Raw genomic sequence first — 19,150 nt, 5'->3', positions numbered from 1 at the left:
CCCCCATCCATAGCAACGCCGAAAGCAACGCCAGAACCCCGAGCAGCGACGTGGCGATGATCAACAGTACTTTCATTGGTTCTTCCTCCTTGAATCAATTTCCAATAATCGTGAAAGGCGGCTTCATCGCACGGACTCAGCGTGCCTTGGCAGGCACTGCTACGCCTTTCACATTGACACTTGTTCAGAGCCAGTGAGTCTGCATATCAAGCATCGACCTTCACATGAAAAGGCGGAATCCGGGCTCGGCTATGGCATAACTGTCCGCAGACAAGAGCAGCACTGTCGTGAACACAACGTGGTGCATTTCAAGCATTTTGTTTACAAGCGCTTCTGCCTTGCCCCTCATTTCAATTCATCCGGTTTCCAGTCGATGGGTTTATCAGCATCGTAACCCTGGGTCGGATGAGGGGGGAGAGGATGGTCTTTTACCAGATTGGGAAAGCGCAGATCAGGGTCGTCATTAAGTTGGTTGCTTATATGATCGTACAATGCATACAGCTTTTCATCTGGCTTGTAATAAAGTGCCAAGTGAGCTGGAGTCTCTTTATCGAAGCACCCAGCCAGCTTCATTGCTGAAGTACCGTGCCCAAGCGAAGCTGCTATTTGATAGTTCCTAGCTGCCAGCGGGAAGTTACTTTTAATACCGTAAAACATGCCTAGTTCGTAATACGCTTCAGCATAGTCTTGCTCTGCGGAGCAGTTCACATACTTAAGGCCCAAGTTAATTTCTTTCAATTCGTAAATGTAAATCTGTCCAAGCCTAAGCTGAGCTGCCGGATTGCCCAGCTGTGCGGCCTTGTCGAGATAGGTCAAACCATCAGTTGCTGGATTGGTCAAGCCATTACGTTTGCCAATCATCGCAGCTATATCGTAGAAACCCTGCGGAACCCCTAGTTGTACCATGCGCTCGTATAGATCCAGTGCCCTCTGCGGATCTTTGTCCAACGCATCAGGCCAGCCAGTACGGTATAACCCCGCCAAATTATGCATGGCCTTCCAGTGATCGCGGGCTGCAGCTTTGTGGTAAAGCGCCAGAATGTCCTGACGGACGCTGCCACGTATTTCATATTGGCGTTTGGTCAGGGAAAGCGCCTCTTTGTACCAAGCATCGGCCTCTGCATCCAAGAGTGGCAAATGGTCTTTTTCATGGACGCATACAAAGTTACGATAGTCGGACTCGGCCATCGCACAGTTCCCTTCAAGCAACAACAAAACAGCCATGAAAGAAACAATAACCTTCATGCTCAGGCCACTACCAATACAGATTTGTCAAAAAGGACAGATTCATCCAAGCCAAGTCAAATGACGTCAGCAAATAAATCTGTTCCTTTTTGTTCCCTGGAAATAAGCTTGCCTACCGGGCCAAGTCCTCACGAATGCTTTCACTGAGTTTCTTGAAGCGAGGGATGACTGCTTCCGGTGGCGGCGTATGCTGGGACAGGTCGTCCGTGCCTTTCTGAAAGGTGGTCATCTGTACTGCCAACAAGGGAGAAGCCGTGCCACCCCGGTGTGCCAGGGCGAACCAGGCACGCTCCTGCTCACCAGACTCCAACTTGGGATCCAGGCGCCAGCCTTCCAGACCTGCCAGGCGCTTGCCAAGCTGAATGCGCTCGATAAACGGAGTTTTCTGCCATTTTTCGGCGTCATAGCCTGGGCGATAGTCCGTGTCATAGGTACCTAACGTGGGCTTGGTTTGCCAAGGATCGTTGGCTGAGGCATTGATCAGGGTAAAGATCACGTTGGGAGTCTGGGTGAAACGCAGACTATTCTTGATGCTGTAGGCGGTCTTGCCATCATCGGCGATAAACCCGTAGGGGAAGCAGAAACCTGGGCCTTTGGGCACTTCATACAATTCACGCGGCTGAAAACGCTCCATCAGCGCCTTGATACGCTTGGCGGAATCGGGGCCGGCCTTGGAGAAACCAAAGTAGTAAACTCGATTATTGCGCCAGAGCAAGGCATCTGCGGGAGAAACATCGTCTCCTAGAAAATAAGCATCGGGGATGCCAAGATCAAAATCGTAGACTTTTGTTAAAGGTATTTGGCGCTCAACTTCTTCTATGTTTTTCGCAAACCTCTCTACAGCCTCTCTAGTTACCTCTGTACTTTCCTTCCTATCAAGCTCTCTTAATTCCTCAAGCGCATTCTTTTTTCTGGCCAGCTCTTTGGTCAGCTCTTCTTGATACAAACTCGCTGTGCCTTTGATATACCTTGCAGCCCCATCAAATGTGTCGCGATCAACAATAGCACTCACTCGAATAGTCAGGCCGTCATAATCATAACTGCCCACATCCCCTTTTGCCGTCACTTTGGGGGTAAAGACATGCCCCCCTCGTCCATCGGTAATTCTGTCAGTTCGCTGAGCGGAATAGGTTGCCCACTGCATATCCTCTGGCACATCAAAGGTCATGCGCCCAAGACATTCCTGGCGCAACGTCTCGGCGAACACCATGCTCACCGGGAACATCAGACCCAGGCTCAGGCACCGGAATAAAATCTTCATGCGTGGCGGCTCTCTTCTTTCCGTTCGCTATCAGTTTGAGCCAGTGCGCGATCACGCTCGGGCTGCTCAAAATTCTGAGCAAGAATGCTCAGGTTGATACCGGAGTCATTGTTCTCACCGCGTGTCCAGTTGACGGGCAAGGCGCAGATAAAGCCCTGCACACCGACGGGTGGCGAGAATGTCTGTACATCATCCAGGGTATTGGAACGCCAGAAGCGCTCTTCATGAGGCATGGGGGCCATCAACTCCCCACCGTGATCGATATGCACCAGATCTCGGTATGCCCAGGTCGGCCAAGTTGAGGCAGGGAAGCCTGTTTTTCTAAATTGCTTCAAGTCCGGCGTTTTGCGTGCTTGTACCTGGCTGATGTTCTGCGGAATGAAATCAAAAGAACTGTTATAAAAATCCGCATTCGTTTGCGCGCGCGCCTGTATCGCCTTCCAAGTGCCCTCCGCCGCGGGCTGCTCCAGATACTGCTCCAGCCCGGTTGCCGGAGTGACGCCGGATGAGCCTGCGGCCATGGACAAGCCAAAGTGCTTCTTCCATAGATCGACTCGTAACTGATGCACGGCCTTACCGACGGTATGTACCTGCTTGCCGTCGAGCTTGGCCTGCACCGGAGTACTATCGCGAACGATGACTGCCAGCTCGGAATCACGGGTACCCAGTAGGCTACGGTCATTGATATTCGCACTACCGAGAATGGCCACACGATCATCAGCGATCAATAACTTACTGTGCACGTAGATCTGTTCAGTAACCACACGCCCCGTCAAGCTTTCCCAGGTGCGCAGATTAAGCAGGGTCAGGTAGCGACTCCAGTCCTGTTGCTCGTATACAGGCCGGTTGGTTGCGTCCTTGCGCTCGATGACCTTGAGTGCCTCGGCGCGGCTCACTTTGCGATCCAGCAGTTCGCGCAAGGCCATGCGTTTCTGGATACGTTTGATCAGACTGTTCTCGCCAAAAGCCAGACTCTGCATGGTCAAACTAACCTGATGCATGATGTTTAGAACGTTCAGCGCACCTTCTGGATGCACCGGTAGAATCATGTAGACATGAAAGGGACGCCCCTCATCGATAGCCCGCCCAATACGGTTGGCCAAGGCCTCGCCAATGCCATTGATCAGTCCCCTCTGCGCTGCACCCAACTTGTGGGTTAGCCAGCCCTGGACATTGATGCCCCACATGGCCTGCAAACTTTTCAAAAACTGGCGCGCCTCGGTACTGGGCTCCTGGGCAATGCTATCGATTTCCTTCCAGTCCAGCTGCCAGATATCCTCGGCCTCCAACGCTTCGCGCAGCCGCACGCGAGCGACGTAATCCTGGCGCAAACTGCCAGGATCACGCAGGCTCGCCATCGGGCCAGAAAGAGGAGCGTCATCAAAAATTTCGCGCTCGTCTCCATACGCACTCTGAAAGAACTGGTTCTCGATATAGATGAAGTGCTGCGAGCTAGAGATAGCCTGCAGCATGGCGGCCTTACAGTTTGCCTGGACTCCTCCATTGTCGATACCCGCAGGCAAGGGCAGGTTGACGCCTGCCTTGCCTCTCCCCACCTGCTCCTGCTGGGTCATACGGCTGGAGGCACTGCGCAGCACCTGCACACTCATGCCACCTGGCTGTGCGCTGGGCGCCACGGGCAACTGTTCGGAAGCATTGATCCATACAGGTTGTGGTTTGGGGAAGTTCAGGCGCGGAGCATCGCTCACCTTGAGTTTGACACCCAGACGTTCCAGGCCGAGATCACTTACCAACGTATTGAGCCAGCGTACGACTGCCTCTAGCAGATTACGCACCAGCGTGGTGTCCTGCAGTGCAGGCGTATCGGCGAGGTAGGCTTGCTGCCCATTCCAGCGGTCGATGAAATTACGCGCCACGTCATATACGGAGGGACCTTCGATGCGGCAGTGCACATCCTGCCAGGGCATGCGCGGCTGATCCTCCGCCAAACGGCCATTGTCCGGTGACGCCAGTGGCTGCGGTTCCTCATGCAGATAAGCATAAGGCTCCAGATGCTGCCCCGAGCGTTCCTGTAGCAAGTGATAGATGAACCAAAGCATCGAGCTGGCCAACTCGTTGGTCCTCTCTCGATATGCGCCGGGAATATCATCGAAACTCTTGCCGCTGAGAACGGTAAGCACCTGACCAAGCTCGGTCTCACTCATCCACTGGCTGATCAGCTGGATGCTCTTGATACGTAATGACTCATAAAGATTACCCGCTGCCTCACGAAGCTCCTGCAACCACTCTCGCAAGCGTTGCTTCAACTCCTCTGCCATCGGAACTGTATCGAGGTTGTCGCCAATCAATCTGGCCATAGCCTGGATACTTTTTCCGACCATCTGACGCTGGACAGCACTGAGACGCTCAAAGCCCTCGTCGAGATTCTCCTGTGCGCTGTTCTTGGCGCGATTCAACCACTGCAGAGCGGAGAACGGTGGACTGCGGAAAAAGTCCGCAACATGGCTAGCACCGTTTAACGCCGTACTCCTGCTGAGCGGAATCAGGCTGGTCTCCGACACGGGCCTGGACATGTCGAACAGCGTGGCCATCATCAGCCCCATCGAGCTGACATGCTTATCCAGATCCATCCACCCCAACTTCGGCAGCCCAGGGTTGTAGGCATCATTACCCTGCCTGGCACTGGCATCCAGGCTGAAGTTATTGTCGTCACGCCGCCCGTAGGCAAGGTCGATTCCTCCGACATAGGCGATTCGGTTGTCGATTACGACTGATTTCTGGTGGTGAGAAAACGCAACGCCGAGTCCCTTCATATCGCTCTGTTGGATAGCCGGTGTGCAGAAGGCGCGAGGGCCGCCCGGCAAACCAGCGTTGAGCTGAAAGACGGCCAGCATGGTCTCGAAGTCGTAAGTACCTACGCTGCCGGATGGACTCAGCCAGGGCATGACATAAATCTTCAAGGTCGACTGGCGTTTGAGAGCCTGATGCAGGCACTGCCAAAGGCTTCGCTTGCCATCGAGCAAGACGTCGTAGTTGACCTGCCAGCCAGTGATAAAAATGCATCGACTGGCTTGATCGATGGAAGCTGCAACGTCCTTGAAGTAGTCACTTCCCGTGGTAAAAAAACGAACCTGATTGCCCGTACGCTTGGGTGCAAACAGATTTTCTCCGTTGAGAAAGAAATCCGGAGCGGAGTAGGCCGCATAGGCACGCCCGTCCTGCGCATTAATCTGATTGAGTTCTTTTGCGCGGATCCCGTTGTAGGCAGAGTCAGTTGCCATGAGCATTCATTCCTTGGATTGAAGGTGGGTAAACAGATCGCTACTGCACTGGCTATCCTGCTGACTACGATCTTTCTCCAGCAGCGCATTACCTTTGGAGTTACGACTGACGCAGCTACTGAAGTCCATCGACCCCAGTGCATAACGCTCACTGTCCCAACCCTGCTGCTCCATGTGAACACGCAAGGCTATCCGCTGGCCGGGGTAGCTAAGCCAAAGACTTCGAGGCGCCTGAGCGTATACCTTCGATAGTTGTTTCTGCTGAGTCTCATCAAGCGACACACGACCATCGGCATCAGCCTCACCTTCCATCAGCAACTCGTTCTCGTCACCCCGCTCGATGCGCCATGGCGCGTATGCCAAAGGAAAGCCCTCATCGCCTGGAACATCCTGCAGACGAATGTTGAATCGGTATTCGCGTGGATCTGCCGGCTCAGTCATGGACAAGCTGCCCAGGACCTGCTCCAGCACATCCCCCGCCTTGTCGCTATCCGCCGCGCCCGGCAACACGGGTGGCTTGATGCCGATACCCGAGCCCTTGCCCGGCGAGCCGCCGGCATTGAGGCGGGCCAGTGGGCCGCTGATGGTGATACCGCCGGGGTCGAGCTTGATGAAGCTGCCACCGGCCTTGAGGGTCAGTTCGATGCCGGCCTCGATGACCATTTTCTGCCCGGCCTTGAGGTGGATCTCGCGGCCGGCCTTGGTCAGTTGCGCGGTGCCCAGCTTGATGTGCTGGTCGGTGCCCACCGTCAGATGGTCCTGCGGTTTGACCTCGACCTTGCGCTCGGCGGTGACGGTGAGGTGTTCCTCGGCCTTGAGCTCGGTGTAGCTGTTGGCCTCGACGGTGTCGTGGCGCTCGTTGCCGACGCGGATCTTCTGGTCGTGCTCGATGTTCTCGTCCCAGTCGCGCTGGGCGTGGACGTAGATCTGCTCGGCGCCCTTGCGGTCCTCGATGCGCAGTTCGTTGTAGCCGCCACCACCGGGGCTGCTCAGGGTCTTGAACACGCTGCGGGTCTTGTTCGCCGGCAGGTCGTAGGGCACCACGTGCTCGGCGTGGTACAGGCAGCCGGTGACCAGCGGCTGGTCGGGGTCGCCTTCGAGGAAGGTGACCAGCACTTCCATGCCGATGCGCGGGATGGTGATGGCGCCGTAGCGATCGCCGGCCCAGCTGGAGCTGACGCGCAGCCAGCAGCTGGTCTTGTCGTCGGCTTGGCCTTCGCGGTCCCAGAAGAACTGCACCTTCACCCGGCCGTATTCGTCGCAGTGGATCTCTTCGCCGGCCGGGCCGGTGACGACGGCCGTCTGGCTACCCAGCACCTTGGGTTTGGGATGCTCGAGTGGCGGGCGATAGGGCACATCCCAGGGCGTGGCGAGGAAACGGTTGCGGTAGCCCTGGTGGAAGTCAGCACCCTCGCTGGAGTCCGCTTCGCCGGTCACGCCACGCAACAGTCTGGAGAGGCCTTTGCCCAGTACCGAATCACTGGTGATGGACTCCTCCAGCACCTGCGGCTGCTTGCCTTCGTGCAGCACTTCGGTGAGCAGCCAGAGGTCGTTCCACTCGCTGCGTGGGTGTTCGGAGATTTCCAGCAGGTGGCCGCTGACCAGGCGCGGCTCGTCGCTATTGCCTTGCAGTTGCTGGTAGTCCGCGCGGTGACGCTCCAGGGCGCGCTTGGCCAGGTGCTTGCCGCGCGCTCGGTCGGTGTAGCGACCGGGGTAATCGTAGTCTTCCAGATCCGGCAGGCCGTCGTTCTCACCAGCCTGCTCGCCCTGGTAGGTCGCCTCGAGCAACAGGCGTGGCTGCTCGAAATCGTAGTCGCGCCGCGTGGTGCTGCGGGTCCGGGTCTCCAGGCGCAGGGCCAGGCGCTTGATCACCGGGTCGTCGGCGGTCATGCCGCTGTCCTGGATGTAGGGCGTCGGTCGGCCCAGCTTGGCGAATGCCGTCTGATCATCGCCAAAGGTCAGCACGTGGCCGCTTTCGCTGTGCTGGAAGTGATAGTGAATACCTTCCTCTTCACACAGACGCTGGACGAAGTGCAGGTCGCTCTCGTCGTACTGCACGCAGTAGTCGCGCTCGGGGTAGACGGTCGGACCGAGCTGGAACTGGTAGCCCCCTTCCACGATGCCGTGCTCTTCAAGCACCTGGGCAACGATCTGCGGCACCGTCAGGTGCTGGAAGATACGCTGGTTGGTGCGGTGCGCCAGGTAACTGAGCTGCGGCACGATGGCCAGTCGGTAGCGGGTCATGCGCTTGCCGGACTCGCCCTGCTCGACACGGTGGATGAGGCCGTGAATACCCTCGCCGTTCGGGCTGAAAGCGAGAAAGGCACGCTGGTGCAGCAGGCTTTCCAGGTCGATGTCCGGGCGTTCGCTGATCAGCTCCACATCGAAGCGATAGGGCTGGCTGATGGCCTCGCGGCCACTGAACTCGAGCACCTGCAGGTCATGCTCGACGCCTTCGATGTTCAGGCTGAAATGGGTTTCGTTGGCCGGGTTGAACATATACGTATCCTTTCGAGTGAGTCCTTTTCAACAGCCTGTCATGCTCTGCCCAGCCAGCGTTGCAGGCGCGACGCCGGCGGCCGGCGAAATGCCTCCAGCAGCTCGCTGCAACCTATCTGCCGCTGGCCTTCGTCGAAGGCCAGCGCGGTACGCAGGGCCTGCCAGCAATGCAGCGGTACCTGCGCCGGTCGTTGCAGTTGCTTGTCCAGTTCCATGCTCTTGGCCTGCTTGGCGCTGAGGCGACGGAACGGGTGTTGCCCGCAGGCCAGCTCGACCAGGACGCAGGCCACCGCATAGACATCCGCAGCCGCCGACAGGGCGGCGCCCTCAAGCAGTTCCAGGGCGGCGTAGCGTGGCGTCCAGGCGGCGATGCGGTTTCGGCACAAGCGCGGCAGGCCCGGCAACAGGCCCTCCACGGGCTGCCCCAGACCATAGTCGAACAGCCGCAGACCGTCTTCGGCCAACATCACATTGCTGGGTTTCAGGTCGCCGTGCAGCACGCCCAGTTCATGGGAGTAGGCGAGCGCATCGAGCAGGGCGATGGCGATGCTGCGCAACTCGTCCCAGGGCAGGCCCTCGGGTCGTTCGCAGAGCAGCTGATCCAGGGTCAGACCGCGCATCAGCTCCAGCGTGATGAAGGCGCGCTCGCACGTCGTATCCACCTCGAAGCCGAACAGCCGCACCACATGCTGGTGGTTGAGCCGCGAGGTGAGGGCGAACTCGCTGTAGAGCAGGGCATTGGCATCCGGGTACTCGGCGAAGTCGTCGCTGAGGGTCTTCAGCGCGACATAGGGTTCGGGGTCGCCGAACTGCTCGCGCAACAGGTCGCGGGCACGGTACACCGCGCCCATGCCGCCCACGCCGAGCAGGCGTTCGATCTTGTACCGGCCGCCGAGCACGTCCGGCAGCTCGCCCGGCGCCTGACGCGGCGTTTCGCGCACGGGCGGGCTGGCTGCGGTAGCGGCCAGGGCAAAGTAGGTGAGGTCACTGGCTTCGGCGGCTTCGGTCATCGGCGAATCACCACGGCGCTGAGGTTGTCACGGGCCGGGCCGTCGAGCACGCGCTGGAACAGTCGCTCCACGGCCAGGTGTGGCGAAGGCAGGTTCAGGCAGGCGCCCAGCTCGTCGGCAGAGAGGCCCTGATAGAGCCCGTCGCTGCACAGCAGGAAGACATCGCCCGGCAATACGTCGAGCTCGAGGATATCCAGCTGCAACGTCTCGCAGGCGCCGATGGCACGCGTCAGTGCATGAGCCGCCGGGTGGCGCGCGGCTTCCTGCGGGGTCATGCCCTGCTCGTCGATCAGTTGCTGCTCCAGCGAGTGATCCCGGCTCAGCTGATACAGCCGCGAGCCGCGCCACAGGTAGCAGCGACTGTCGCCTGCCCAGACGCAGGCGGCGCGCTCGCCCTCCAGCAACAGGGCGACCACGGTACTGCCGATCACCGTATCCGGGCGCTCGGCAGTCACCGTCAGTTCCTGGCCGAGACGGTGGTTGAGCCGGTGCAGGCTCTGGCGCAGCTGCGCCAGGCGCTGCGTCAGGTCACCTTCCGGTATCTCGGCCAGCTGCTCGACGATCAGACGGCTGGCCAGGGCGCCGTTCTGGTGCCCTCCCATACCGTCGGCCACCACCCAGAGGCCCTGCTCGGGCAGGGCCAGGAAGGCATCCTCGTTGCGCGCCCGCACCTTGCCGGTGTCGGTGCGCGCAGCGCTGCGCCAGGCGTTGGCGACTTCACTCATCAGAGTGTCGCCGGCAACTTGAAGCTGCGCAGCAGGCCGATGTCGAACGGGTTCGGCGAGCGCTGACTGTGCAGCAGGTAGTTGGCGTGCAGACCGCCGAGGTTGGCCTTGAGAATCAGCACGTCACGGCCGCTGTGGTAGTCCACGTCCATCAGGTCGAGCAGGCGGAACAGTGACCAGGGGCCGGTGTTCTTCTCGATGCCGACACGGCGACCGCCGAGCTCCTCGACCACCAGGCTGGTACGGTCCTCGTCGCTTGCCGCCGGCCAGCGGAAGGCCGTCGCGACGATCGGGCCATGGCGATACTCCATCTGCTGGTTGCCGAAGCGGAAGTCGGCGCGGCTCAGGCTGGAATCCAGCGAGTAGGGCTCGAGCTTGAACAGCACCTGCGGCTCGGCCGGGTTCTCGGCGAAGAAGCTGCGGCGGATCACCTGGGCACGGCTCATCTGCAGCAGGAACTCACGCGACAGCGGCAGGCCACGGCCGTCGACGCGACGCAGGCGATACTGGTCGGCGCTGCCGCTGACGAACGGCCGCAGGTAGCTGTCGAAGAAGCGCTCGGCAATGCCCTGAGCCTTGAAGAACTCGCGGAAGTCGGCCACCGCCACGTCGCTCTCGCTGTGCGCACTGAACGGGTAGCGCTGCTTCAACGAGTTGTCGTAGGCCGCGTACAGCTCGCTCTGATAGCGCTGGTTGAGGAACTGGTAGGCGTCGTTCAACACCAGGCTCCAGCTGTCCTCGGCCAGCAGCGCCAGCCAGTTGCCCACCGGCTGCGGCAGGCGTGCCGCGGCGCTGCGCACCTGGTTGATGGCGTCGCGCTTGCCGCCCATGCGTGCCTTGGCCATCTCGAACGCGGCCTGGTCGCTGGCACCGGCATTGGCCAGGCTGGCCAGCTGACGCTGCAGGTCATCCAGCGCCTGCAGGCCGGCGGCCAGATCGACACCCGCACCACCGTTCTCGTCGAGCAGCTTGTGCAGACTCTCGAAACGGCGCTCCAGGGTCTTGCGCGCGGTGTCCGGGGTGTTCTTGGCCAGGGCCTGCTGCGCCTGCTCGGCGGCGGCACTGGCCAGCTTGGCAGCCTTGCCCACCTTGCCCTTGGCGCCTTCCAGCGCGTCGGCGGCAGCGCCGGCGTCATCGGCAGCCTCGGCGAGCCCCTTGAAGCGGGTGTTGTCACGCACCTCGACGAGCATCTGCAGCAGCGGCGAATTGGCTGCCGTCAGGCCGCCCAGCAACGCGGCGCCACGACCGGCGCTGCCGATCGGCTCCAGGCTGAGCTGGGCGATGGCCTCACCCCAGTAGTTGCCGTAGTCGCGGAAGTACAGTTGCTCCAGCTCGACCATCAGACGGCTGAGGTCGGCGGCGCTGAGGGTTTCACCCTCGCCCAGCACCCAGTTGTCACGCAGCATCTCGCGCACCAGGTTGGCGCCCTGGGCGGTGAAGGTCTTGCTGTAGCCGGTCTGGGTGTAGAAGCCGGGGATGGCGTAGTCGCTGCCCACGATCAGGGCCGCCTGCGGGCCAAGCTTCTGGCTCAGGCGATAGTCGGGCAGGCTGCGCGCCTGTTCACGCAGCATGCGATAGACCACGTTGGCCAGCGACTCGCTGCGCAGCACCTGGCGCGCCTGGGCGACCAGCTGGGCGTTGAGCGCGTAAGGCGCGAACGACTCGTCCAGCAGACGGGCGAAGTGCGTGTTCAGGCCATGCTGCGCCGGGCTGTTGCCGGTGTAGCGCAGCGACCAGTCGGCGGCCACCCACTCCTTGAGGAAGTCGGCGTCGCGACGCTCTTCCAGGTTGAGCATCAGGTAGGCACGCAGGCTGCCGAGCAGGCGCTCGCGGTCGCTGAGGTTGGCGCGAATCTGCGCCTCCAGCTGACGGGCAACGCGCGGCAGCAGCAGGTTTTCCAGTTCGGCACGGTAGGTCGAGTACACGGGCGGATTGACCGCCTCACCCTGGAACAGGCCGGTACGCTGCAGGTAGGAAACGTCACCCTTGGGCGGGAATACCTGGGTCGCGGCGTAGCTGCTGTCCAGCGCCTTGAGGACCTGCAGGGCGTCGTCCTGAGGGTTGACCGCATCATGCTCGCGGGTCAGCTTCTGGGCGATCTCGCGCAGTTCTTCCAGGCGTCCGTGGTTGGCCGAGAAACCCGTGGCCCAGAGCACGCCGAACAGCGCCAGCACCGCGAAAGCGGTGGCGTACATCGCACGCTGGCCCCAGTCGATACGGCGCACTTCCTTCTGGTCCAGGCTGGCCAGGTCGGCCTCGGGGAAGATCACCCGGCTGAGCAGGTGATGGATGAAACGCGCCCGACCACTGCGGAAGGTCGGCAGCGCGCTGCCCGCCAGACCGAGGTTGCGGCCGATGCCGGCGGTCAGCGGATCGAGCTGCTCGTTGAGCTGCGGCGCACTGGTCAGGTAGAAGCCGCGCAGCTTGCTGGCCCGCTGGTAGCGGTTGCCGGCAAAGGCCAGCTCGACGAACAGGCACAGACGCTCGCCGATCTGGCCGAGCTGGTGCGGGAAGTCGAGGATGCGGCCACGGCGCTGGGTGTCGCGCTCCTGGTGCATGCGCAGGATCACCTGGCTGTTCAGACGGCGCAGCAGTTCTTCGAACTCCTGGCGCACCACGGCCACGTCGGTGGCGTTCTGCTCCTTGCGGAAGCTGGCGCCCAGTACCTGCTCGCTTTCCTCGCGCGACAGCTGGTCGAAGAACTCGTCGAAGCCGAGAATCTTGTCGGCCTTGTTGAGCACCAGATAGACCGGCACGTCGGCGCCCAGGCGCTGATGGATCTCCTGCAGGCGCTGGCGGGTCTGGCGGGCCAGGGTTTCCAGCTCCACCTCGCTGCCGCCTTGCAGCTGCTCGACGGGAATGCTCACCAGCACGCCGTTGAGCGGACGCGCGCGGCGCTGGCGCAGCAGACCGAGCAGGGTGCCCCAGGCACGGCCATCGATCTGCGCATCGGGTTGGGTCAGGTAGCGGCCGGCGGTGTCGATCAGCACGGCGTGATCGGCGAAATACCAGTCGGCGTAACGGGTACCGGAAACGTCCTTGGTCAGGCGCTGGTTCTCACCGCGATTGAGCGGGAAATCCAGGCCGGAGAAGTCCAGCAGGCTGGTCTTGCCGCTGCCCTGCGGACCGAGGATCAGGTACCAGGGCAGGTCGTTGCGCCACTTCTCGCTGCGCCCGCGATACAGGCTGGAGCGCTTGAGGGTGCGCAGGGCGTCCTTGAAGCGGTGACGCAGCTCGGCCTGTTCCTCGTTGATCTGCTCTTCCCGGCGCATGCGCTCCTGGGCGTCGGCATCGTTCTCGGCGGCCTTCTTGCGTGCGGTGGCGCGCCAGCTGGCGAATACCATGGCCAGGCCCCAGAGCAGGAACAGCAGGCTGATGGTCAGCAGGCGGCTGGTGGCGGACTCCCAGAACTTGTAGTCATTGACGGCCAGCAACGGCCCGACGAACCACACCAGCAGCGCGAGAATCAGGACCAGGAGCAGGCTCCAGACCCAGGTCTTGCGGAAAAAGGCGCCAAGTTTGGCGAAGAAGCTCTTCATTTCACGTCATCCATGCTGACACCCGAGGCCGGGTCGAGTTGCTGATACGGCTTGAGGACGGTGTCGCGCTGCTCGCCGAGTACCCAGGCGAAACCGGCGTACATCATCACCAGGCACATCAGAGTGAACAGCGCCACCAGCCACCACGGCACGATGCGCACCAGGCGCCGACGGGTGTCCTTGAGCCCCTGCCAGTGCGGCGAGACTTCACGCGGGACGTCGCCCCGCAGCTGGCGGATCTGCCGGTAGAGGCTGTCGCGCACGGCCTCCAGCTCGAGCATGCCGCGCTGCAGCACGCGGTACTTGCCCTCGAAGCCGAGCGACAGGCACAGGTACATCAGCTCCAGCATCGGCAGGTGCTTGACCGGGTTGCGCGACAGACGCTCGAGCAGCTGGAAGAACTTCTCGCCACCGAAGGTCTCGTTGTGGAACGAGGACAGCAGGCTCATCTGCGACCATTCGCTCTCGTTGCCCCAGGGCGTGGTCACCACGGCCTCGTCGACCACGGTGCACAGCACGTAGCGCGCGGCCATCACCTGGCTGCTCTCGGCGCCATCGTGCAGCGCCCGGTGCTCGAACACCTTGATCTCGCGGGTCAGGCGCTGGTTGAGGGCGTCCAGGTCCTCGCTTTCGAAGCTGTGCTTGAGGCGCACCACTTCGGAAAGCAGCGAGGAGGCCGCCGCCACCAGCGGGTTGAGGCTGATATTGAAGCTCTCCGCCGGGCGCAGGCGCGCGGCGAAGATCATGCGCTCTTCCAGCTGTTCGAATTTCGGCGGCGCGCTGAAGTCGGTCAGCGGGCTTTCGGCGCGGGCTTCACCCTGGCGGTTGAGGATGACGGTCTTGTCATCCTGGCCGTATTCCATTTCCTTGGTTGTCATGGTCAGTTCCTGATCGCCCAGAATTTCAGCTCAAGCCCGGAGAATTCGCCGGACACGTGGAAGGCGAAGCCGCCGGAGCGTTCCAGCTGCGCCAGTTCCTCGGAGCTGAGCTCCAAGGCGAAGTAGGTCTTGCCCGAGTGGAAGGGAATCTGGCGCGGCGCCACCGGCAGCGGTTTGACCTTGATCCCCGGCAGGTGCAGGTTGACCAGCTGGCGGATACGCTCGACCGGGCCGACCTTGAGGTGGGCCGGCAGGCGCTGACGCAGCTCTTCGGAATCGCACTGGGCGCTGGCGGCCAGCACGAAGCTGGAGGTGCCGAGCAGCTTGTGGTCGTGCAGCGGCGAGACCTGGATACCGTACTGGCGCTGCTGCAGCAGCAGCTCGATGGCGTGCTGTTCGAGCACCATCGACAGCACCTGGCGGATGGCGTCCATCAGTTTGCGGAAGCTCATGCCCTGGTCGCTGTGCAGGTAGCGGCCCTCCAGGCGCGGACGCTTGGTCTCGCTGGAGAAGGTGGCCAGCTCGCCGAGCAGCCCGACCAGTTCACGGTAGATCTGCTCCGGGTGGACCTGCTCGACCCCCAAGTGGTGGCGCAGGATCGGCTCGTAGCGGTTGATCAGCTGCAGCATCATGAAGTCGCCGACCTCGGCGCCGCCCACCTTGCCCGTGGCGCGGATACGCTCGGCGAGGATGTCGCCGCGGTGCGCCAGCATGCTGATCACTTCCTTGAGGCAGCTCAGCAGGTAGCCGGAGGCCTGGAAGTTGACGTAGGTCGGGCTGAATTCCGGATCGAGGCTGATCACCCCGTCAGGCGTGGTGTCGAGCACGTCGCACAGCTTGATCCGCACATAGCCCTGATCGCTCTGCTGCTCGCCGAGCAGCAGGCGGAAATCCGGGCGGCCGGTGCTGACCTGGCTGACGCTGCTGTCACCGGCGTTGGAGTCGGTCACTTCCTCGTCGAAGGCGATGTAGCGGGCCAGCACGTCCTGCTGTTCGGAACGGCGGCTTTCGATATGGTTGCCCGTGACCAGCGGCAGCGCCAGGTAGACCGGGGTATTGCCGGTATTCGGCGGCACGTCCAGGCCCAGCGGCTCGCGCTCGGCACCGAGGTCGAAGAGGCTGCCGTCAGGCAGCACGCCGCTGGCCTTGCTCACCACCAGCTTGCCCATGTTGAGGAACTGGCGGTCGATCTCCAGCTCGAAGAACCCCCAGGCGTAGCTGGCCAGTTTCTGCGTACGCAGCTTGAGCTGCTGATCGAAGTAGCGATCGTTCTGCTGGAAGTGCTGCGGGCGCAGCAGCATGCCTTCCTGCCAGATGACTTTGTGCTGGCTCATCGACTCTGCTCCTGCTCGTCGTCGAGGTTGCGGATGCCGCGCTCGTCGAGGCGCAGGTTCGCCGCGTTGCGCTCCTGCTCGTCGATGTCGATCACGAACCGCCAGCTGGCTTCCGGCAGGTCGCGGTAGGCGGCGAGCACGCCGACGTAACGGCTGCCTTCCTGCACCGAGAGCTTCAGCTCACGGGTTTCACCCGGGCGCAGCTCCAGCTCTTCCTGGGCCACCAGGTCCGGGGCCAGGGCCTCCTTGGGACGCTGGTAGAGGGAGAAGAAATCGGCGTTCTCGAAGGCGACCGGGTGCTTGAGCTCCATCAGGCGCACCACGATCGGCGACGGACGACCATTGAGGTCGGGGTTGAGCTGATCGCTGCCGGCCAGGCTCAGGTCCAGCTTGGTCATGTGCGAGTAGGGCGACAGGGCGGAGCAGCCGCTCAGGGTCAGCAACAGGGCGCACAGCGCCAGAGAAAACAGGCGAGGCATGGGCATCATCCTTGAAGGTCGGTATTGAGGGTGGCGATCAGGCGGACCTGTTCTTCGTAGGCATTGGCGAAGTCGCGGGCGAACAGGCGATCGCTCCAGTCGTCGTTCTGCTCCAGCGAGGCATGCAGACGACGGTAGGCACGCCAGCGGCTGCCGTCGGTGGCCAGCAGCGGCTTGCGTCCGCTGCGCTCGAAGCGCAGGGTCAGTTGCTCGGGGTCGAACTGCTCCAGCATGCCTTTGACCGCCGCACGGCTGGCGGCGAGCAGCGCCACCTGGTGTGCCTGCAGGTCACGGAAGCTGCGGCTGATGGCTTGTTCCGCGGGCAGTTGCCCGGCCTTGCCGCCACGCAGCAGGGCGCCCAGCGTCTCGCTGCTGTCCAGGCCGTGCTTGAGCGGGTTGTTGCCGGCACTCTGCACCGTGGTCAGGGCCAGACGCAGTTCGTTCTTCAGCTCGCTGCGCGTACGCAACGCCTGCTGCAGGCTGCCGACGCTCTGCTTGAGCAGCCGGGCGGCATTCAGCGCCAGGGCCTGACGTGCGTCTTCGTCGAGGTCGTCGAGGCGAACCCCGAGCGCGTCGGAGAACTTCTCCCAGAAGCTCGGCGGCAGGCGCTCGGGCTCCGGCGCAGGCTTCGGTTGCGGCGCGGGCTGCGGCACGACCAGCTCGGGAACCAGCAGGTTTTCCTCGTCGATCTGCGCGTAGTCGCGCTGCTGCGCATGGGCGGTGTCGGGCCGCAATACGGCGGTCAGGTCATCCACCTCGGCGTAGACGCGCTCCTGCTGATCCAGGGCGGTCAGCGGGTCGAGGTCGAGAAAGGCGTCGTCGGGAATGATGCTGCCGGCGGCCTGCGGCAGGCCGATATCGCCCTCGAACATCGCCGGGTCCTGAATCAGCCGGGCGCGGATCTCGAAGTCGCCCAGGCAGTAGACGCTGCCGTGCTCGATACGCTGCGGCCGACCCTTGCCGAGACTGGCGCCGCTGTCCTTGAGGGCGATGCCGTTGCTGCTGGTGTCGGTCAGGTAGAAGGCGCCATCACGGTAGCTGACTTCCGCATGACGGCTGGACAGCACGCGCTTGCGATCCGGGATCACCCAGTCGCATTCCTCAGCGCGGCCAATTACCCCGCCGGCCTGCTTGAAGGTCTTGGTGGTCAATAGACCTGGCACGAACTGCTGTGCGCTGACCACATCGAATACCAGTTCCATGGTGAACCTACTCCTTGCGGTCAGTGGCCGCGTTTCTCGGCTTGCGGATCGCCCAGCGGGCGGTATTGATCGTCGCTGAACTTGTAGTTGCCGGAGCAGCCGGCCAGAACGATGGCCAGCGCCAGCAGGGCGGCGGCGCGATAGCGATGCAACATGGAATGCGCTCCTAGGAGGTAAGTGGATAAGAAACGGGCGAGCATGCTCAGACCTCGCTCGGGCTGATCTTCAGCCGATTCATGCGGTACAGGAGGGTGCGCCGGGGCAGACCCAGTTCGTTGGCGGCGTTGGTCTGGTTGCCGCGGTTCTTGCGCAGGCAGTCGAGCAGCAGGTTGCGCTCGAGACGATCCATGCGCTCGCGCAGACTCAGCGGCTCGTTGCCCGTGCTCTGCATCTGTTCGAGGTTGAAGTGCTCGGGCAGCAGCTCTCCGCCTTCGCAGAGCAGCACCGCGCGCTCGACCAGGCCCTTGAGCTCACGCACGTTGCCCGGGAAGCCGTAGCCGGCCAGGTGCCCCAGCGCGGCGTCGCTCCAGCGGCAGGCATCACGCTGCAGCAGGCCGCTGGCCGTGCTGGCGAAATGACGCGCCAGCAGCAGGATGTCCTCGTCGCGCTCACGCAGCGGCGGCAGCTCGATGGGGAAGTGCGACAGGCGATAGAACAGGTCCTCGCGGAAGCGGCCGTCCTCGACGCGTTTGCGCAGCTCCTGATGGGTGGCGGCGACGATGCGCACATCCACCTTGTGCGTTTCGCTGCTGCCCAGGGGACGCACTTCGCCTTCCTGCAGCACGCGCAGCAGCTTGGCCTGCAGCGCCAGCGGCATGTCGCCGATCTCATCGAGGAACAAGGTGCCGCCGTCGGCTGCATCGAACAGGCCCGGCTTGTCACGGTCGGCGCCGGTGAAGGCGCCCTTGCGATAGCCGAACAGCTCGCTTTCCAGCAGGTTCTCCGGCAACGCCGCGCAGTTCTGCACGATGAACGCCTTGCTTCGCCGCGCCCCGCAATCGTGGATGGCGCGGGCGACCAGTTCCTTGCCGGTGCCGGTCTCGCCGGTGAGCAGGACGCTGACCGGGCTGTGCAGCACCTTGCCGATCAACTGGTAGACGCGGCGCATGGCCTGGCTCTGGCCGAGCAGGCCATAGCCACTGGCGCAGGGCGTGCCGGGAGCGGAGGCCACGGGCGCGGCCAGCGCCTCGCCGTCGGCCGTCGGCGCACGCAGGCGCTGCAGCAGGTGCAACTGAGCCAGGGCGAAGCCACCCAGCTGGGCGAAGGAACTGGCGAAGCCCTGCAGGATGCGCCGCTCGTGGCTGGCGACCAGCAGCAGGCCACGGACGTGACCGGCGCCGTCATGCAGCGGCAGGCACAGCAGGCTGCGCCAGGCACGGTTGGTCTCCGGCAGGCAGGCGATGGAATGCAGCGCGCTGTCCAGTTCGGTGATGCACAGCACCTGGTTCTGGCACAGGCAGTACTGCAGCAGCTGCTCGCCGTCGTAGTCGCTGGGCAGGCTGGCCGCCTCACGCGGTTGCAGCACGCCATCGAGCCACTCGGCCGTCAGCGCCAACCGGGTATTGGTGTGGTCCAGCAGGTAGAGCTGCCCCAACGCGCAGTCGGCCAGCTCCGCTGCCGCGCGCACCAGGCCGGCGAGCAGGCTCTCGGCACTGGCCGCTCCAGCCAGCTCGGCATAGCGGCCGAGCAGGGCCTCGGCGTAGCGCAGGGGTTGCGGGACTTCGGCGAACATCGGC

The 19,150-nt window shown here is 62.5% G+C and carries 14 protein-coding genes; 1 reads left to right on the top strand and 13 read right to left on the bottom strand.

Going from position 1 to position 19,150, the window contains the following annotated elements; all coding sequences use genetic code 11:
- On the top strand, positions 1-197 hold a 197-nt coding region (locus EPK82_RS24930; protein ID WP_208651125.1), incomplete at its 5' end, for a hypothetical protein.
- A gap of 148 nt (positions 198-345) precedes the next feature.
- Here the strand turns inward: EPK82_RS24930 and EPK82_RS11830 are convergent.
- From EPK82_RS11830 to EPK82_RS11770, 13 genes are all read right to left on the bottom strand, one after another.
- The gene (locus EPK82_RS11830; protein WP_134676679.1) at positions 346-1,245 is read right to left on the bottom strand and encodes a tetratricopeptide repeat protein; all 900 of its coding nucleotides are present in this window, start codon (positions 1,243-1,245) and stop codon (positions 346-348) included.
- A gap of 112 nt (positions 1,246-1,357) precedes the next feature.
- Complete coding sequence (locus EPK82_RS11825; RefSeq protein ID WP_244229926.1) at positions 1,358-2,506, bottom strand: T6SS immunity protein Tli4 family protein; 1,149 nt, start codon at positions 2,504-2,506, stop codon at positions 1,358-1,360.
- The gene (locus tag EPK82_RS11820) at positions 2,503-5,748 is read right to left on the bottom strand and encodes a phospholipase D-like domain-containing protein (protein WP_134676678.1); all 3,246 of its coding nucleotides are present in this window, start codon (positions 5,746-5,748) and stop codon (positions 2,503-2,505) included. The genes EPK82_RS11825 and EPK82_RS11820 overlap by 4 nt, the downstream gene beginning before the upstream one ends.
- A 6-nt stretch (positions 5,749-5,754) precedes the next feature.
- Positions 5,755-8,247 (bottom strand): type VI secretion system Vgr family protein, encoded by a 2,493-nt coding sequence (gene tssI, locus EPK82_RS11815; protein WP_134676677.1) that lies wholly within the window; start codon positions 8,245-8,247, stop codon positions 5,755-5,757.
- A 38-nt stretch (positions 8,248-8,285) separates the two neighbouring features.
- Positions 8,286-9,257: a serine/threonine-protein kinase gene (locus EPK82_RS11810; protein ID WP_134676676.1), complete on the bottom strand. Its 972-nt coding sequence runs from the start codon at positions 9,255-9,257 to the stop codon at positions 8,286-8,288.
- Positions 9,254-9,982 (bottom strand): PP2C family protein-serine/threonine phosphatase, encoded by a 729-nt coding sequence (locus EPK82_RS11805; RefSeq protein WP_037052104.1) that lies wholly within the window; start codon positions 9,980-9,982, stop codon positions 9,254-9,256. Before EPK82_RS11805 ends, EPK82_RS11810 begins: the two co-directional genes overlap by 4 nt.
- Positions 9,982-13,521, bottom strand: coding sequence for a type VI secretion system membrane subunit TssM (gene tssM / locus EPK82_RS11800; protein ID WP_134676675.1), 3,540 nt, complete (start codon positions 13,519-13,521; stop codon positions 9,982-9,984). The genes EPK82_RS11805 and tssM overlap by 1 nt, the downstream gene beginning before the upstream one ends.
- Entirely contained in the window at positions 13,518-14,399 is an 882-nt protein-coding gene (icmH, locus tag EPK82_RS11795; protein WP_037052109.1) for a type IVB secretion system protein IcmH/DotU, read from the bottom strand. Before icmH ends, tssM begins: the two co-directional genes overlap by 4 nt.
- A 2-nt stretch (positions 14,400-14,401) precedes the next feature.
- Positions 14,402-15,733: a type VI secretion system baseplate subunit TssK gene (gene tssK / locus EPK82_RS11790; protein ID WP_037052112.1), complete on the bottom strand. Its 1,332-nt coding sequence runs from the start codon at positions 15,731-15,733 to the stop codon at positions 14,402-14,404.
- Positions 15,730-16,212 carry a type VI secretion system lipoprotein TssJ gene (gene tssJ, locus EPK82_RS11785; RefSeq protein WP_037052114.1) on the bottom strand — a complete coding sequence of 161 codons (483 nt, stop codon included), beginning with the start codon at positions 16,210-16,212 and terminating at the stop codon, positions 15,730-15,732. The genes tssK and tssJ overlap by 4 nt, the downstream gene beginning before the upstream one ends.
- A gap of 5 nt (positions 16,213-16,217) precedes the next feature.
- The gene (tagH, locus tag EPK82_RS11780) at positions 16,218-17,414 is read right to left on the bottom strand and encodes a type VI secretion system-associated FHA domain protein TagH (RefSeq protein ID WP_037052117.1); all 1,197 of its coding nucleotides are present in this window, start codon (positions 17,412-17,414) and stop codon (positions 16,218-16,220) included.
- A gap of 20 nt (positions 17,415-17,434) precedes the next feature.
- Positions 17,435-17,569 carry a hypothetical protein gene (locus EPK82_RS11775; RefSeq protein ID WP_037052120.1) on the bottom strand — a complete coding sequence of 45 codons (135 nt, stop codon included), beginning with the start codon at positions 17,567-17,569 and terminating at the stop codon, positions 17,435-17,437.
- 47 nt (positions 17,570-17,616) lie between these two features.
- Positions 17,617-19,146: a sigma-54-dependent Fis family transcriptional regulator gene (locus tag EPK82_RS11770; protein WP_134676674.1), complete on the bottom strand. Its 1,530-nt coding sequence runs from the start codon at positions 19,144-19,146 to the stop codon at positions 17,617-17,619.
- Positions 19,147-19,150: the final 4 nt, after the last annotated feature.

Origin of the sequence: Ectopseudomonas khazarica, assembly GCF_004521985.1 — a bacterium.
GTDB classification, from domain to species: Bacteria; Pseudomonadota; Gammaproteobacteria; order Pseudomonadales; family Pseudomonadaceae; genus Aquipseudomonas; species Aquipseudomonas khazarica.
The sequence above is the reverse complement of the archived record's forward strand: the minus strand, read 5'-3'. Positions and strand labels throughout refer to the sequence as shown.

Bases quoted from the DNA above. Each gene is read 5' to 3' on its own strand.
- EPK82_RS11820 (WP_134676678.1), bottom strand. From the start codon at position 5,748: ATGGCAACTGACTCTGCCTACAACGGGATCCGCGCAAAAGAACTCAAT.
- EPK82_RS11830 (WP_134676679.1), bottom strand. From the start codon at position 1,245: ATGAAGGTTATTGTTTCTTTCATGGCTGTTTTGTTGTTGCTTGAAGGG.
- EPK82_RS11825 (WP_244229926.1), bottom strand. From the start codon at position 2,506: ATGAAGATTTTATTCCGGTGCCTGAGCCTGGGTCTGATGTTCCCGGTG.
- EPK82_RS11775 (WP_037052120.1), bottom strand. From the start codon at position 17,569: ATGTTGCATCGCTATCGCGCCGCCGCCCTGCTGGCGCTGGCCATCGTT.
- tssI (WP_134676677.1), bottom strand. From the start codon at position 8,247: ATGTTCAACCCGGCCAACGAAACCCATTTCAGCCTGAACATCGAAGGC.
- tssJ (WP_037052114.1), bottom strand. From the start codon at position 16,212: ATGCCTCGCCTGTTTTCTCTGGCGCTGTGCGCCCTGTTGCTGACCCTG.
- tagH (WP_037052117.1), bottom strand. From the start codon at position 17,414: ATGGAACTGGTATTCGATGTGGTCAGCGCACAGCAGTTCGTGCCAGGT.
- tssM (WP_134676675.1), bottom strand. From the start codon at position 13,521: ATGAAGAGCTTCTTCGCCAAACTTGGCGCCTTTTTCCGCAAGACCTGG.
- tssK (WP_037052112.1), bottom strand. From the start codon at position 15,733: ATGAGCCAGCACAAAGTCATCTGGCAGGAAGGCATGCTGCTGCGCCCG.
- EPK82_RS11770 (WP_134676674.1), bottom strand. From the start codon at position 19,146: ATGTTCGCCGAAGTCCCGCAACCCCTGCGCTACGCCGAGGCCCTGCTC.
- EPK82_RS11810 (WP_134676676.1), bottom strand. From the start codon at position 9,257: ATGACCGAAGCCGCCGAAGCCAGTGACCTCACCTACTTTGCCCTGGCC.
- EPK82_RS11805 (WP_037052104.1), bottom strand. From the start codon at position 9,982: ATGAGTGAAGTCGCCAACGCCTGGCGCAGCGCTGCGCGCACCGACACC.
- icmH (WP_037052109.1), bottom strand. From the start codon at position 14,399: ATGACAACCAAGGAAATGGAATACGGCCAGGATGACAAGACCGTCATC.